Source organism: Thermophagus xiamenensis (assembly GCF_900112795.1).
Classification (GTDB): Bacteria; Bacteroidota; Bacteroidia; order Bacteroidales; family Marinilabiliaceae; genus Thermophagus; species Thermophagus xiamenensis.
On record NZ_FONA01000012.1, the window covers coordinates 1 to 17,267 of the forward strand.

Sequence of the window (17,267 nt, forward strand, 5' to 3'; positions counted from 1 at the left end):
CTTTTTTTAGTTATACATTTTGGTTTTTCGTTTGTAAAACTAACCTGAGAAGACCTTTTTTATTCCTTTTCAGACACACTTTTTTAAACAGTATCCATATAACTGTCTTGAAAAACTTATGTAAATACAAGAAGCCGGAATTTAAATCCCAGCTTCTGTGTTTTATTCTAATTTTTTCTTACTTCTGAAATTGCCTATTTAGCACATTGGCCGAATGGAACTCGCATGACAAGGTGTTTTATACATTTTTTGTGACTACCCTATGTTGTCATGCTCGTTTCAATACCCGAAATTTTCGTTCAATACCCGAAAATTTCGTCCAAAAAACAAACTGTCGCTCATAAAATCCATTGACCAGGTATTATTTATCTTTTGTGGCCGGCTTAACGATTCTTTTCCGCGAGCCGGCAATCTTTGTTTTCGCTTTCGTCTTAGATTTAAATTCATTAAGAGATAGACTCTTAATACTCGTTTGCGATTCCACTTCAGCCCTTCATTTCGAATACGGCCATAATATTCATCAAATCCTCTGGTGGGATATTTTTCACTCAGTTCATTGAGCTTATCAATTACTTCCCCATCATCCCGCTGACTTTCAAAATACCACATCGAGCGATGCAAATCCGTTATTCGGCATGCCCTGCCAATGCTGATGTTATAAGTTGTCTGTAAGTATTCAGCTCTTGCTTTCTTCCGACAGGGCTTTAAAACTTTATTCCCAATAAATCTTATCCAGACTCGCCTCAGCATACATTTATTTTAGCTTTCGATTTTCTTCTTCCAACTCTTTTAATCGTTTAAGCTGAGAGACTTCTATCCCTGAATATTTCTTGCGCCAATTATAAAAGGTTGCTCGGGATATTTAATAAGCCGAAAATAAATGGCTTAGTGTGGTGTTAGGTGGGGATTTAAAATTATTTGTATTGTTTTTTGAATTATTTGCATTAAATGTAAGTTAATGATAAAAAAAGTAGAAATTTTGAAATACATCCAATTATTGCAAAAATAACTTTGGGAAAAATAATATTAAATTTCAAAGCTATGAAAAAATCTTAAGGAATCTGCTTTAGTACCAACAATTAAGTTTGAAAGGTATTTGATAAATCAAAAATCATCTGTTTTTAGGATGCTAATAAAATAATCTTTTACACGAAATTGGATTAACTTACTTAAATTATTTTTAGGTATGGATGCATTTAAATTTATCACAGAAAGCTTAATAAAAAAATTACTTTCTCAAGGAAAATGTTTCTTGTTATTATTGACATTGTTTTTCTTTTTTGCAAGCGTAGAATTTTCTCAAGCAGCTTATCCTCAGGCTTTAAAACAAGTTAGTGGAACGATCATTGACGAACGAGGGGAACCAATTCCTGGAGTTAATATTGTTTTAAAAGGTTCTTCTTTAGGTACGGTTACTGATATTAATGGTCACTATGTTTTGGATATTTCTGGAATTGAGAATCCGGTTCTAGTAATTTCTTTTATTGGTTATGAAACAACGGAAATATCTGTTGGAAATAAGGATGTAATCGATGTTGTTTTAAAGCCAACCGATATTTCATTAGATGAAGTAGTGGTTGTTGGTTATGGTACTATGAGGAAAAAAGATCTTACGGGCTCCATTGTTCAAATTCGGCCAGAAAATGTTGCCGACGAAAACCCCAAGACAGTGCAGGACATACTCCGTGGTACGCCAGGTTTGTATGTTGGATTTGACGCTTCGGCAAAAGGTGGTGGATCTATGCAAATTCGAGGTCAAAGGTCTGTGTATACAGCTGGAGGACACAATGATCCTTTAATTATTTTAGATGGAATGATTTTTTATGGTGAATTATCCGAGATAAACCCAGATGATATTGCCCAGATAGACGTTCTTAAAGATGCTTCTGCTGCTGCAGTTTATGGTGCTAAGTCGGCCAACGGTGTTATAATTGTTACAACAAAAAAAGGGAAAATTGGTAAACCAACGATTAATTTTACTTCAAGTATTGGCTTTGCCACTATGGGAATAAATCGTGAGGTATATGGTCCTGATGAATATTTGCAATTTTATGAAGACTGGTTTACCGCCCCTACTTATGGATTAAATTCAGAAACAGGAAAATATGAGGCTTATCAAACTACTTATGAGGACAAGCCAGGATATTATGCCCGTCCAAGTTCGGAGAATTTGGCTAAATATGGCATTTCTCTGGAACAATGGAGAAGTTACACTAACAATGAGGCTAATGCATCAGATAATGAGATCTGGGCAAGACGGGTAGGGATCAAAGATAAAACTTTAGAGAATTATCTTGTAGGGAAAACTTTTGACTGGTATGACCATAGTTTTCGTACAGGAATAAATCAGGATTATAACGTCAGTTTATCGGGAGCAACCGATGGAATGAATTATTATATGTCAATTGGATACCTTTTAAATGAGGGTGTTGTAGTAGGTAATGACTATAATGCAATTCGTTCCAACTTAAAGTTAGAGGGAAAAGTTACAGAGTGGCTTACTATTGGAGCAAATGTTAACTTTCAAAATCGAAGCGATGGAGATCTAGCTGTTAATTGGCAAGGACAAATACTTGAAAATAGCCCATATGCTTTGTACAAAGATGAAAATGGAGAGCTGATAGCACATCCTATGCGTGAGGGAGGTTACGCACAGGGTGTTAATAGTGATTTTGACCGACAATACAAAGATTTGGAGAAAGGATATACGGTTCTTAATTCTATTTTCACAGGAAAAGTAAAGCTGCCTTTTAATATCACATATTCTTTTAACGCTTCACCACGTTTTCAATGGTTTTATGACCGATATTTTGAATCATCTGAACATCCCGACTGGGCTGGTACTAATGGATTGGTGAATCGAGAACAGGCAAAACGTTTTGATTGGTCCCTTAACAATACAATAAACTGGGATTATACTTTTGACAAAAAACATCATGTTAATCTTACTTTGGTGCAAGAGGCTGAGGAACGACAATATTGGCAGGACCGAATTGAAGCTCGGGACATAAAACCCAGCGATGCTTTGGGATTCCATGAAACTTATTATGGGAATAAAGATAAAAGTAGTTTTAATTCCCATGATTCGCGTGAAACCGCCGACGGAATGCTAGCCCGTTTATTTTATTCTTTCGACGATCGTTATATGATTACTACCTCGGTACGAAGGGATGGTTATTCTGCATTTGGAACATCTAATCCACGGGCAACATTTTATTCAACTGCATTTGGGTGGACCTTTACTAAAGAAAAATTTTTTAATTGGTCCCCGATGAGTTTTGGAAAGTTCCGTATTTCTTGGGGCGAAAATGGTAATCGTTCGCTTGCAGATCCATATTTAGCTCTAGCAAATCTAGGTGCTGGAATGGGAAAAACACAAGGCTATGTGGATGCAAATGGCAACTATGTTCAATATCGTTATATGTCGGTTGACCGATTAGCAAATCCTAACCTTCGATGGGAAAAAACAGCTTCTTGGAATGTAGGTTTAGATTTCGGATTTTTGGAAAATCGTGTAACGGGGACTGTTGATTATTATGTTATGTCAACAAAAGATATGATAATGAACCAATCATTACCCGGTTTTTCCGGCTTTGGAAGTATAACCACAAATTTAGGTGAAGTAGAAAATAAAGGCTTTGAACTTTCAATTAACTCATTAAATATAAAAAATGATGTACTAGAATGGCAAACTACTTTGGGTTTTTCTGTAAATAAAAACAAGATTAAGCACCTTTACTATGTTTACGAAGATGTACTTGATGAAGAAGGAAATGTTATAGGAAAAAAAGAAGTTGATGATGTAAATAACGGTTGGTTTATAGGTGAACCCATAAGTGCTATCTGGTACTATCGAGTTACAGGGATTTGGCAGACAGATGAGGTAGAAGAGGCTGCCAAATATGGTCAACGACCAGGTGATCCCAAAGTGGCAAACAATTATACTATTGATGACAAAATAAATGATGATGGTTCAACGACGCCTGTTTATAACGATAAAGATAGAGAAATACTAGGGCAAACTGCTCCACCTATACATTGGTCTTTGCGCAATGATTTTACATTCTATAAAAATCTTGATTTTTCTTTCAATATATATTCCTATTGGGGACATAAAAGTCTTAACGGTGAGTACCTTAATAGACTTAACAATCAATCTCAAATTGACAATAATTTTAACGCTTACCTTAGGAAATATTGGACGCCTGACAATCCTACTAATGAATATGGTCGTTTGAATGCTCAAGGCCCAGCAGGGTTGGATTCACCATTAAAACTGTATGATCGCTCATTTATCCGTCTTGAAAATATTTCCTTAGGTTATACCTTATCAGAAAACTTTGTTTCAAAATATGGAATTAAGAAATTGAAAATTTATGGTTCAATTCGTAACGTAGCTGTTTGGGCAAAAGATTGGGAATACTGGGATCCTGAGACATCAGGTGTAGCTCCTAGAATATTTACTATTGGATTAAATCTAACTTTATAAAAGTATTACAGTTATGATAGGTAAGATTAAATTAATGACTGAAAAAGTGCTGGTTATTATAATTATTCAGTTTACTTTAGGGTGTAGCGAAGATTTTTTGAAACCAGATCCACTATCCTTCTATGAGCCAGCAAAAACATTCACTACCAGGGCGGGTCTTGAATCTGCATTGGCCATGGCGGACCGTCATCTTCGTACCTATTGGAGTTTCTATTCATCACAGGATCGTTCACTACCGATAAGTACTGAATATATATTTTCTGAATTGGCGGTTTATTCAATGACAGATAATGGTAATATATTTACTGATATAGCTAATACATTGACACCTACGAATGGAATAGGCAATGGTGACAATAACAGAATGGCTTATTTTTGGGATGAAACTTACAATGGAATCAAATATGCTAATACGATTATAAACTTTATAGATCAAGTTGAAGGTTTGGACGATGATACAAGAAAAGAATTTTTAGGAAGAGCTTATTTTCATCGTGCTTTCCGTTATTTTGCTTTGGTTTTTCAATTTAAAGATGTGCCCTTGGTAACGAAAATTCTTGAAGTACCTAAATTGAATTACCGAAGTACAACACGAGAAGCCATTTTGGAAATGATAACCAAGGATTTGGAAAAAGCAGTTGAATGGGTTCCAGAACAATCAGAAATGGACCTAACCGGAATGATAAGTAAAGGCGCCTGTCGGCAATTACTTATTAAATGTTATCTTGCGACAGGAAGATGGGAAGATGCCATAGAACAAGCAGATATTTTGATTAATAATTCCGGTTACTCACTGATGATGGAGCCTTTTGGAAATTTCATTTCTCCTCAGGAAAATACTTGGCCAATTACACGTAATGTCATTTGGGATTTACATCGTCCAGAGAATAAATGTATTCCTGCAAACAAGGAAGTAATACTTGGGATGCCAAACCGTGCCGGCACTGATGCTGAAATTAAAATGAGAATGATGCGCAACTATTTACCATTACTTGACAATAGATGGGAATTAAAATCACCAGCAGGTATAAATGCTATTAGATACTATGCACCGGCAGATAATAACTTTGATCCAAAGTTGGATTATGTTACTGCTTATGGACGTGGAATTGCTCATATGCGACCTACATCATATTACACGCAATCTTTATGGTATATTGATGGTGTTGAAGATACTGGTGATTTGCGTCACAACAGTAAAGTTGGTAATTGGATGCGGATGGATTCACTTAAATACAATAACAGAGCCGATAGTGAATGGTATGGAAAAAATCTTCGTCTTTATGATGATGATGGAAATATTTTATGTGCTGATACCATTCGGTGTTGGTTTGATTGGCCTCATTATAAAATATATGTTCCGGATCCAGAAGAGCTTGTCCCTACAAACGCCAACCATCGTGGAGGTGCAGGCGATTGGTATTGTTATCGATTAGCTGAAACATATTTGTTGCGGGCAGAGGCAAAATTTTATTTGGGGGATATTGCAGGAGCAACAGCCGATGTAAATATAATTAGAGAACGTTCTCATTGTGATAGATTATATTCAACTGTGACTATTGGCGACATTATGGATGAACGTGCCCGTGAGTTGTATTTAGAGGAATGGCGTCATATGGAGTTGAGCCGTGTTTCATATTGTCTTGCTTTGAGTGGGAAGGCTGATGAATTTGGCAAAACATATTCAATAGACAATTTGTCGAATGATAGTTATTGGTGGCAACGCGTAAGTAATTATAATGATTTTTATAATAAGGGAGCTGTGGTTTGGCAACAAGGTAACCGACCTTATACTATAGCACCTCATAATATTTATTGGCCAATTCCTAATTGGGCAATAAATTCTAATAGGGATGGTATACTTCGCCAAAATCCTGGATATGATGGTTATGATGATAGTGTTCCTGTGTGGGATAATTGGGAAGATGCCGTTGCTGATGAGGAAAAAATAGAATAAAATAAGTTATTTCTATTGTGGAAAGGGAGGAACTTAAAATGTTTCTCCCTTTCATATTATTTAAACCTAGAGACATTTACTATTAGAAAAAAAGAAGACAATAGGTCAATACTTGTGCTGGTCTAAACCCCTATAAATCGGATAATCGTTAAAGACAGTTCAGAGGAGTCATCCCAAAGCTTGTTCCTTTCCATTACGATAAAGGCTCCTGCGCACAAAAAGTCGCATTGCAACTTTTTAAAGATTATCAGGGAGTCATACAATCTGATGGCAATGCCGTTTATGATATTTACGAAAATAAAAAAGGTGTTTTGCCCATTGGGTGCCGGGCCCATGCGCGCCGCAAGTTTGAAGAGGCTTTAAGAGAGGATGAAGCCAGGGCATCTTCTGCCCTGGAGCAAATAGGGCTGCTGTATGATGTCGGGAGACAGGCTGATCATGCGAATCTTTCCTGTTAACAGCATGCTGACTTAAGCACACATCTGGCTTACCCAATTATGGTAGCTTTTGAGAAGTGGCTTGTAAAGGAATATCCGAAAGTGCTTTCCAAAGGGCGTATCAGGAAAGCAATTAAGTACACGTATAGCATCTTCAATAAGTTATCGCGCTACCATCTGGATGGCCGCTACAAGATTGACAATAACCAAGCTGCGAATGCGATCCGTCCCATCGCTCCTGGAAGAAAGAATTATTTTTTATGCGCTACGACTGGCACTATTTTAACCTAGAGCTCTGGCACAAGACCTCCGAAATAGGTGGCACATTTTGAACCGGGATAGCCACATGTCCCTAAAATTATCCTTCTAATTTCTTTTAATGACCCCTATTATCAAAATTGCATATTGCATTTGAAAAATTTGGTAGCTTGATTTTATTATTATATGGTGAAAAGTTTAATGTTTAGCTTAGTTGTTTTTAATTGTTTGAAAAGCAATTGATTAATGTTTGGAGTTGTTGTGGAGTTTTAAAATAATTTGCATTGATTTTTGAATAATTCATATTGAATGTGAATTACTGATAACTTAAGTTGGGTTTCTGAAAATTTATTCTTTGTGTTCTTTTTTATATTTGGTCTTGTTTTGATATTGGTTAATCAAGATTAACTTTAATTATATTTTGGTGATTCAATTTATAATTTCAACTTTTAATTTGAAATTTAATATGAAGAGAACACTTGTTAAATCATGGAATCTATATCCAGATAGACTATCAATATGTTTATAGCTTCATATCTCACTTTGCTCGCTGACGACCTGATGCTTTGCCAATATAAACTTAGTTTGGGCCTCACTTATTATATTTATTTTCTAGCTCTAAAAGGACATAAATAAAAGATGAAACACTCATTTCTATTTGCAAACGAGTTGACCATTTTTGTTTTTTACAGTTTTTATGCAGGTGATGATTATGCTCAAAACTGCAAAATAAAGAACTCTAGAGCGGAACTTTTTGAGAATACTCATGTCGAAGTTAATGCTTTTAAGAGCATAAAAACTCGGAATACTTTAAGCAGAAGGCCAATGTTGTACTATTCAAATGGTAAGTACTCTACTTTTTTCTTAAGTAATTTGGGTAAAGGAAAAATCCTTGGTAATTTTTAATTTTCAGGGCGGTAAATTGCTGCCAGTCAGGTGAGTAGTGAGTTGATGTTTAGTTGATTTTAAGGAAGCAAGTTGTGAAAAAATAGTTATTAATAGGATCAATAAAGGAGAAGCGATCGTTTTAATCATTTGAATGAATTCATTTTTTCCATATATAACTTTATCGTTCCGGAAAATTACAATTAATATGATACAACAAAAAGCACCAATTGTTCTAATTATTATCTCTTCATGGATGGCAGTTTTTCTTCTTCAATCATGTGGGAGGAAACAGACCAATGAAAAACCTTCATTTTACAACGCCTTTCATCCGGGCAAGAAATGGTTTGATACAGACAGTGTTCATATAAATGCTCACGGTGGGGGAATTTTATGGTACAATGGTATTTATTACTGGTTTGGAGAACATAAAACAGCCGGGAAGGGGGGAAATACTGCTCTTGTGGGAATCAGGTGTTATTCTTCTAAAGATCTCTATAACTGGAAAAACGAAGGTATTGCGCTGGCTGTGGATGATGATCCTGAATCGGATATCGCAAAAGGTTGTGTGATGGAGCGTCCAAAGGTTATTTATAATAAGAAAACAGCAAAATTTGTGATGTGGTTCCATTTGGAATTAAAAGGCCAGGGTTATTCCTCAGCTAGAACAGGAGTTGCTGTTAGTGATAATATTACGGGGCCTTATCGTTATTTACGTTCATACAGGCCTAATGCTGGAATTTTGCCGATGAATGTCCCGGAGGAACTACTCAAGATGCGTTTTAGGGAAGACTTGAAATGGTGGACACCTGAATGGAGGGAGGCTGTGCATAAAGGATTGTTTGTTCAGCGGGACTTTGAACAGGGACAGATGTCAAGAGATATGACTTTATTTGTGGATGATGATGGTACTGCTTATCATATTCATGCTTCCGAAGAGAATTTGACGTTGCATATTTCGAAACTTTCGGAAGATTATACAAGTTTTTCCAATAAATGGGTCAGAGTTTTACCTGGAGGTCATAATGAAGCCCCTGCCATGTTTAAATACAATAACAAATATTTTTTGTTAACATCTGGATGTACGGGATGGGAACCAAATGCTGCACGTTCTTTTGTTGCCAAATCCATTTGGGGACCGTGGGAGCCACTGGGAAATCCATGCGTAGGGAAGGATGCCGAAATTACTTTTTATTCCCAAAGTACTTATGTTCTTCAATTGCAAGATAAAGATAATGCTTTCATTTTCATGGCAGATAGATGGGTGCCACAGAATCCCATCGATGGGCGTTATGTTTGGCTCCCTCTTCGGTTCGAAGGTGAAAGGCCTGTCATAAAATGGCAGAATGATTGGGATTTATCTTTGTTTGATTAAAGATTATTTTGTTTTGTAATTTAGAATGTTATAATTAAAATTAACTATGAAGCGATCCTTGGTTTTTCTATTAATGATTTGGTTTCCAGTTATTGGCAAGGCCAATCAAAATTTGTTTCCACTCATTACAAATATTCCCCACCGTGAAACATTTTCTCTTAATGGTGATTGGGATTATATAGTCGATAGGTATGAAACCGGTTATTATGATTACAGATTGAGGCCAAGTAAATGGGGGTTTTTTAGGGATCAAAAACCCCGAAATCAGTCAGATTTGGTTGAGTATAGCTTTGAAGATTCAAAAAAAATGTTTATTCCTAGGGATTGGAACTCCTCTGATCCTGAATTGAATTTTTATGAGGGAACGGTTTGGTTCCGTAAATCTTTTGATTTCTATCCTGTTAATAATGAGCGTTATTTTCTCTACTTCGGGGCTGTCAATTATGAAGCTTTAGTCTATCTTAATGGCCAATTCATTGGTTCACATAAAGGAGGATTTACCCCTTTTAATTTTGAAGTTACGGGTAAATTAAAGGAAGGACAAAACTATATTGTGGTTAAGGTTGACAATACCCGGCATAAGGATGAAGTTCCAACGGTTAATACGGATTGGTGGAATTATGGTGGTATCACTCGTGATGTCCTTATTGTTAAGGAGCCTGAGACCTTTATTCGTGATTTTTCCATTGCTTTAACCGAGGGAAAATATAACGAGATATCCGGTTGGATTCAATTGGATGGAATCAACTTGCAAACACCCATCACTATCGATATTCCGGAGCTGAATAAAAAAATTTCTGTTACCCCAGACGAAACTGGGAGGGCGACATTTTTTTTGAAAGCCAAGCCAGTACTTTGGTCACCACAAAATCCAAAATTATATGATGTTTACTTTTCGACAGTTGGCAAAACCATGAAAGAAAAAATAGCTTTTCGACATATAGAAGCTATTGGTAATCAAGTTTTTTTGAATGGGAAACCGATCTTTTTGCGAGGGGTTTGTATTCATGAAGAGGCACCATACAGAGCCGGAAGGTTCAGTAACCCTGCCGAAGCCCACACCCTTCTTTCCTGGGCTAAAGAAATGAATGCCAATTTTGTCAGGCTGGCTCATTATCCTCACAATGAATATATGGTGCGGGAAGCGGAAAAAATGGGATTACTTATATGGAGTGAAATCCCGGTTTACTGGACCATCAATTTCACTAGTAAGGAAACTCTTCAAAATGCAAAAAATCAGTTGGAAGAAATGATAACCCGTGACAAAAACCGTGGTGCTATCATCATTTGGTCGCTTGCCAACGAAACTCCGGTTAGTGAAGAGCGAAATCAATTTCTTTCCCAGTTAGTGATGCATGCCCGAAATATTGACAATACACGATTGATCAGTATGGCTATGGAAAAAGATTACCATGATCCTTTTACCCCTTCTATTAAGGATCCACTCATGAATATAGTTGACGTAATCAGTTTTAATTCTTACATCGGTTGGTATGATGGATTGCCCGAGAAATGTGCTAAAATGAATTGGTTACTTCCTGATGACAAACCGGTTATTATTAGTGAATTTGGTGGTGGTGCTAAGCAAGGATTTCATGGTGACAAAAATCAAAGATGGACAGAAGAGTTTCAAGAAGAATTGTACATTCAAAGTGTTGCCATGTTTGACAAAATGAATGTGGCAGGAACTTGCCCTTGGATCCTTATGGATTTTAAATCGCCTCGACGATTATTACCTAAAATTCAGGATGGATGGAATAGGAAAGGATTAATTTCAAATGACGGAATTAAGAAAAAAGCCTTCTTCATAATGAAAAATTGGTATGAGGATAAGCCGTAGGGAAATGAAGTATGGATATTGGTTAATTTGGTTGATGGTAGTATGACTATTGAAGAGGGTATTGGAATTTAATTTTATTAGGGATTAATTTTTTGTGTTACGATAGGATCCTGACTGCTTTGCCCACCATATCCATCTTCAGTTTTTGGGTTGATTATGTGAAGTGATTTTTATTTATATCGTTCTGTATTTCTTGTTATAATACTAATTTGTTGGTAAATCAATATATTTAGCTAAAGATTAATTTATGAGAAATTTGGCTTTTCTTATACTGGGGGTTAATATGTTTTTGTTTACCTCATGCAATGGAGAAAAAAATAAAGGTTTACCGGAGCCTCAAAAAGTTAAAGATTTAATTATTAAAGTCAATGACCATTGGCAGCAAACTCATCCGGAGCATGGTCGTGCCTTCTGGGATAATGCTGCTTATCATACCGGAAATATTGAAGCATATAAAGTAACGAGATTGAAGCGGTATTTGGATTATTCCCGTGAATGGGCCGAGCGTAACCAATGGATGGGTGCGAAATCAACCAATCCTTCTCAATGGAGATACAGCTATGGCGAAACTGATGAATATGTGTTATTTGGAGACTGGCAGATTTGTTTTCAAACTTATATTGATTTATTTCAATTGGTTGATGACCCTAATGAAAAAATGATTGCAAGAGCCAGGGAAGTAATGGAATACCAAATCCAAACCGATACAATTGATTATTGGTGGTGGTCCGATGGATTGTACATGGTGATGCCTGTGATGACTAAATTATATAAATTGACTGGAAATGAAAAATATTTAGATAAACTATACGAATATTATTCTTATGCCAAAAGTATCATGTATGACGAAGAAACAGGTCTTTTTTATCGTGATGCCAAATATGTTTTTCCAAAACACAAGACTTTAAATAATAGGAAGGATTTTTGGTCACGTGGAAATGGTTGGGTTTTTGCCGGATTTGCCAAAGTGTTGGATGACCTGCCTAAAGATAGTCCGTATTTTAATTCTTTTGTAAAAGATTTTAGGCGGATGGCTCAATCACTAAAATCCATTCAGCATTCAAATGGTTATTGGACCAGGAGTTTACTCGATTCAGAACATGCCCCTGGGCCAGAGACCAGTGGAACAGCCTTTTTCTGTTATGGATTCCTTTGGGGAATCAATAATGAGATTCTGGAAAAAGATGAGTTCATACCTACTGCCATTAAAGCATGGGAATATTTAACAGAAACTGCACTTCAAAATGACGGAAGCATTGGGTATGTGCAACCTATAGGTGAGAGAGCAATTCCAGGACAGGTGGTTGACAAAAATTCTACTTCCAATTTCGGAACGGGTGCTTTTCTATTGGCTGCCTCCGAATTGTATAGATTGGTTTCAAGGAGATAGGGTAGTGTTTTTATTTTATGCTATTTTTGAGATCAAAAATAAATTTGTTGACAAATAATTCCAATAAATATTTATTATATGAAAAATACAGTTTCTATCTTCCGGGTTTCGCGTTTTGGTTTTCTGGCGATTGCTTTTTTAATTTTAATTGTGTCGGCCTGTCAAAAGAATCTTAAATATGAGGCTTATCTTTTTGCCTACTTTGTAGGAAATGGACCAGGGCAGGAGGCTGTCCATTTTGCTTTAAGTAAAGATGGGTTTAATTTTCGAGCTCTCAATGACAATAGGCCTGTTATTTCAGGTGACACTATTAGTTCGAGAGGTGGTGTTAGGGATCCTCATATCCTAAGGGGAAATGACGGAAACTTTTACATGGTTCTCACTGATTTGTACGTTCCCAAAGATGGTTGGTCCAATGTAGCTTTTGTTATGCTCAAATCAAAAGATCTGATTAACTGGACTCATTCCATTGTAAATATTCCCGAATTATTTCCCGAAAAGTTTGGTGATGTTACTCGGGTTTGGGCTCCACAAACTATTTATGATGATCAAAAAGGGAAATACATGATTTATTTCTCCATGCTTCAGCCCGGAGGCGCCGATATCATTTATTATGCTTATGCAAATGAAGATTTTACAGGGCTTGAGACCGAACCTAAACAATTGTTTTTTCATCCCGAAGGGAAATCCTGTATTGATGGTGATATTGTAAAAAAGGACGGGAAATACCATCTCTTTTTTAAAACCGAAGGTCATGGTAACGGTATTAAAAAAGCTGTTTCCGATAAACTTACCGAAGGTTATAAAATGCTGGATAGATATCTTCAACAGACAAGCGATGCTGTTGAGGGAGCTGGCACCTTTAAACTCATTGGACAGGATAAATACATTTTAATGTATGATGTCTATATGAAAGGACGTTATCAGTTTACTGAATCTACTGACTTGGAGACTTTCAAGGTGGTAGATAGCCAGGTTACCATGAATTTCCATCCGCGACATGGTTGTGTCATTCCTATTACTGGAAAGGAATATAAGCGTTTGGTGGCCCGCTGGGGAACAATGGCATCTTTGGGAGTTGAAAAAACTGAATCAGATGATGTTAAATCCTTAAATGTAGTTTTTGATCACGGAAAGGGTAAAATATATCTGCCCCTAAAAAATGGTGCTGATTTGAAAAATATTGATCCTCAATTTTTTTCTTTTTTTACTTCCGAAATTTCACCTAAGGGACCGCAGGATTTTTCCAACGGGCAGGTTATTTATACTGTGAAAATTGACGGAATTGGCGAGAAACAATATGAAGTTTATGCCTCTGTTGACAACAATCCGGTATTGGAAGGATATTATGCTGATCCAGAAATTATCTATTCTCGTAAAGAAAATAAATTTTTCTTATATCCGACTAGTGATGGGCACGACAGTTGGTCTGGAACTTATTTTGAAGTTTTCTCTTCTGACAATCTTGTAGATTGGGTTAATGAAGGGGTGATTCTGGATTTACCCAAAGATGTTCCTTGGGGACCCAGAAATGCCTGGGCGCCTACTTGCATTGAAAAAAAGAGTGGAAACGAATATAAGTATTATTTTTATTTTACTGCTGCACAGAAAATTGGTGTGGCCATTGGTGATACTCCTACAGGGCCTTTTGTCGATAGCGGGAAACCACTTATCGACTGGAAACCTAAAGGAATTAAACATGGTCAGGAAATTGATCCCGATGTATTTCACGATCCTGTATCTGGTGATTACTATCTGTATTGGGGAAATGGATATATGGCGGTAGCTAAATTGAATGATGATATGATTTCTATTGACCGATCCACTTTGAAGGTGATTACACCTGATAATACCTACCGCGAAGGAACCGAAGTCTTTTACCGTAATGGTAAATACTATTTTCTTTGGTCGGAAGACGATACCAGAAGTCCCAATTACAGAGTGCGATATGCTACTTCCGATTCTCCAACCGGACCTCTCTATATTCCCAATAATAATTTGATACTTGCAAAGGATCCTTCAAATGGGATATTTGGTACGGGGCATAATTCCGTGATTCAAATCCCGGGGAAAGATGAATGGTATATTGTTTATCACAGGTTTAACCGACCCCGAGGAATTAAAATGGGACGTAGAGCCGGATTTCATCGTGAAGTTTGCATTGACAAATTGGAATTTGATGACAATGGTACCATCTTACCTGTTAAACCTACATTGGAAGGTATTAGCCCTTTGTAATTTTAATTTAATATTTAGTGTCGGTAATTAGTTATACCAATCATAAGTTTTATTTATGAAGAGCACTTTTTGTATAATTCTATTAATTATCTAATTCATAGGTCGGATGGAACTCGCATGGCTTAGCTAATTTTACATTCTTTTATTGTGTTAAAACTTATTGTCAGGTTTGTTTTATCCATTAAATAAGTTTGGATGAAGGATGAATGACTATTGGTTAACATTACTTTTCTCTTGTAATTTGTTTTAGTCATGCTCTTAATTGTAAAACTTGAATAATGAAGATTTTGAGCTTTTTATTGATATCGGTTATATTTTTATCCGGATGTTTGGAACGTAATAAATCAGTAACTGTTAAATCAAAGGTTCCGGATGGATATCGATTGATTTGGAGCGATGAATTTAATAAGGACGGTATTCCTAATGAAACCTTTTGGTCCTATGAAATGGGTTTTGTTCGAAATAAAGAACTGCAGTGGTATCAACCACAAAATGCTTTTATAAAAGACGGATTGCTCGTCATTGAAGGAAGACGGGAGCTCATCCCAAACCCCAATTTTGTCGCCGACAGTCATGATTGGAGGAAGAACCGAGAGTTTGCCGAATATTCGTCCGCCTCTATTAAAACTCAAAATAAATTTGCTTTTCAGTATGGAATTTTGGAGGTAAAAGCACGTATTGATACCAGTTGCGGTTCATGGCCAGCCATCTGGACTTTAGGGGTGGAACGACGTTGGCCTTCTAATGGTGAAATAGACATTATGGAGTTTTATCTAAAAGATAATAAGCAATGTATTCTTGCTAATGCCGCCTGGGGACGGGAGCCACACACCTGGGACGCCATTTGGGATAGTAGTGTTTTACCTTTTACGTACTTTCTGGAGAAAGATCCGCATTGGCCTGAAAAATTTCATATATGGAAAATGGAGTGGACACACAATTTTATTAAAATCTATTTGGATGATGAGTTGTTGAACGAAATCGACATCAATTCTACAACTTATCCTAGTGGTTTTAACCCATTTCGGCAACCTCACTATATCCTTCTTAATCTTGCTATTGGAAGTAACGGCGGGGATCCTTCAGAAAGTGTTTTCCCTTTGCGTTATGAAATTGATTATGTTAGGGTATTTCAAAGGGAATGAGTAAAAGTATTTTTGTAATTTCAAAAGGCGCCACAGGCGCCTTTTGCTTTATATTCCTTAAGTTAATTTTAAGATTATATTAATCTAAATTTTCTCTTTATGCATTGATCATCATCGGCATAAGCAGCATAAGTTCATCTTCATTTTCATTTTTTTCAAAGGGTAAAAAGATGGCGGCTCTTGCCGGGTCTGAAAGCTCAATAACAATATCAGACGAAGAAAGATTTTCAAGAATATCGGTCAGAAAAGAACTTTTAAAGCCAATTTCCATTTCGGAACCTTCATACTGACAACTTAGTTTTTCAAAGGCTGAAATGGAAAAGTCTATATCCTGCGCCGAAACCACTATTTCTTCATTTGAAAGGTGCAATTTTACCAGGTTGCTGGCTTGACTGGCAAACAAAGAAACCCTGCTTAATGTGTTAAAAAGATCAACACGGTCGACAATAACCTTATTGGGATTGTCTTGAGGAATAACGGCATTGTAGCTGGGATAATTTCCTTCAACCAACCGACAAACGAGTCGGTAATTTTCCATTTCGAAGAAGGCATTTTTATCATCGAAGGATACAGCCACTTCACCTTCTTCTTTTGGAAGAACATTTTTTAATAATCCGGCTGGTTTTTGGGGTAAAATAAAAGAAGATTCGTACTCGGTTTTAACATCCAATCGTTGGTAGCGTACCAACTTATGAGAATCGGATGCCACAAAAGTTAAGTTATCGGGAGTAAACTCGAATAAAATGCCGTTCATCACAGGTCTGAGTTCATCATCGGCGGTGGCAAATAAAGTTTTAATAATCCCTGTTAACAATGTTTCGGCCGGTAATTGAATGCGGCTCGATTTATCTTCATTGAGTGCAGGTAGGGTAGGATAGTCTTCCCCGTTTTGACCAGGCATGCTGAACTTACCTTTTTCAGTAATAATGTTTACCGCCAGGGTTTCAAGGTCAATGTCAAAGTTGAGGGGTTGTTCCGGAAACTTTTTCAGAGTTTCTAATAAGATCTTAGAAGGAATGGCAATAGTACCTTCACCTTCGGTGTTTTCCAACCCCATGGTGGTAATCATTGTTACTTCAGTATCAGAGGCAGTTATGGTCAGCGTTTGCCCATCAAGGCTGAATAAGAAATTATCCAGAATAGGCATTGGACTTTTGGTTGCAATTGCCCTGCTTATGGCCTGCAAATGTGATAGAAGTCCTGAACTGGAGACAACAAATTTCATTGTTTCTATCTTTTTTAGTGTTAATCAA

The 17,267-nt window shown here is 36.7% G+C and carries 10 protein-coding genes and 1 pseudogene; 8 read left to right on the top strand and 3 right to left on the bottom strand.

The features are described from left to right. Positions 1–279: 279 nt before the first annotated feature. Both BM130_RS08540 and BM130_RS15825 read right to left on the bottom strand, forming a co-directional pair. Positions 280–750, bottom strand: coding sequence for a hypothetical protein (locus BM130_RS08540; RefSeq protein WP_139217722.1), 471 nt, complete (start codon positions 748–750; stop codon positions 280–282). A 4-nt stretch (positions 751–754) separates the two neighbouring features. Continuing rightward, a complete protein-coding gene (locus tag BM130_RS15825) occupies positions 755–862 on the bottom strand; it encodes a transposase (protein WP_074964349.1) in 108 nt (35 codons plus the stop codon). A gap of 324 nt (positions 863–1,186) precedes the next feature. On the opposite strand from BM130_RS15825, the gene BM130_RS08550 reads away from it, so the two are divergent. The 8 genes and pseudogenes from BM130_RS08550 to BM130_RS08595 all read left to right on the top strand — a co-directional run bounded on the left by BM130_RS08550 (position 1,187) and on the right by BM130_RS08595 (position 16,014). After that, on the top strand, positions 1,187–4,489 hold the full coding sequence (locus BM130_RS08550; protein WP_010527441.1) for a SusC/RagA family TonB-linked outer membrane protein: 3,303 nt from the start codon (positions 1,187–1,189) through the stop codon (positions 4,487–4,489). A gap of 13 nt (positions 4,490–4,502) precedes the next feature. Continuing rightward, the gene (locus BM130_RS08555; protein ID WP_010527440.1) at positions 4,503–6,446 is read left to right on the top strand and encodes a RagB/SusD family nutrient uptake outer membrane protein; all 1,944 of its coding nucleotides are present in this window, start codon (positions 4,503–4,505) and stop codon (positions 6,444–6,446) included. A 185-nt stretch (positions 6,447–6,631) separates the two neighbouring features. Further along, positions 6,632–7,147, top strand: a pseudogene (locus tag BM130_RS15660) (IS66 family transposase); the annotation flags it as partial. Between the two features lie 1,087 nt (positions 7,148–8,234). After that, positions 8,235–9,401, top strand: coding sequence for a glycoside hydrolase family 43 protein (locus BM130_RS08575; protein WP_010527437.1), 1,167 nt, complete (start codon positions 8,235–8,237; stop codon positions 9,399–9,401). A 46-nt stretch (positions 9,402–9,447) separates the two neighbouring features. Further along, a complete protein-coding gene (locus BM130_RS08580) occupies positions 9,448–11,241 on the top strand; it encodes a glycoside hydrolase family 2 protein (protein WP_010527436.1) in 1,794 nt (597 codons plus the stop codon). A gap of 247 nt (positions 11,242–11,488) precedes the next feature. Then, positions 11,489–12,631, top strand: a complete 1,143-nt coding sequence (locus BM130_RS08585) for a glycoside hydrolase family 88/105 protein (RefSeq protein WP_010527435.1) — start codon at positions 11,489–11,491, stop codon at positions 12,629–12,631. Positions 12,632–12,709: 78 nt separating this feature from the next. Beyond that, complete coding sequence (locus tag BM130_RS08590; protein WP_010527434.1) at positions 12,710–14,869, top strand: glycoside hydrolase family 43 protein; 2,160 nt, start codon at positions 12,710–12,712, stop codon at positions 14,867–14,869. 278 nt (positions 14,870–15,147) lie between these two features. After that, positions 15,148–16,014, top strand: a complete 867-nt coding sequence (locus tag BM130_RS08595) for a glycoside hydrolase family 16 protein (RefSeq protein WP_010527433.1) — start codon at positions 15,148–15,150, stop codon at positions 16,012–16,014. A 97-nt stretch (positions 16,015–16,111) separates the two neighbouring features. Here the strand turns inward: BM130_RS08595 and dnaN are convergent, their stop codons facing one another. Continuing rightward, positions 16,112–17,239, bottom strand: a complete 1,128-nt coding sequence (dnaN, locus tag BM130_RS08600; protein ID WP_010527432.1) for a DNA polymerase III subunit beta — start codon at positions 17,237–17,239, stop codon at positions 16,112–16,114. Positions 17,240–17,267 lie beyond the last annotated feature (28 nt).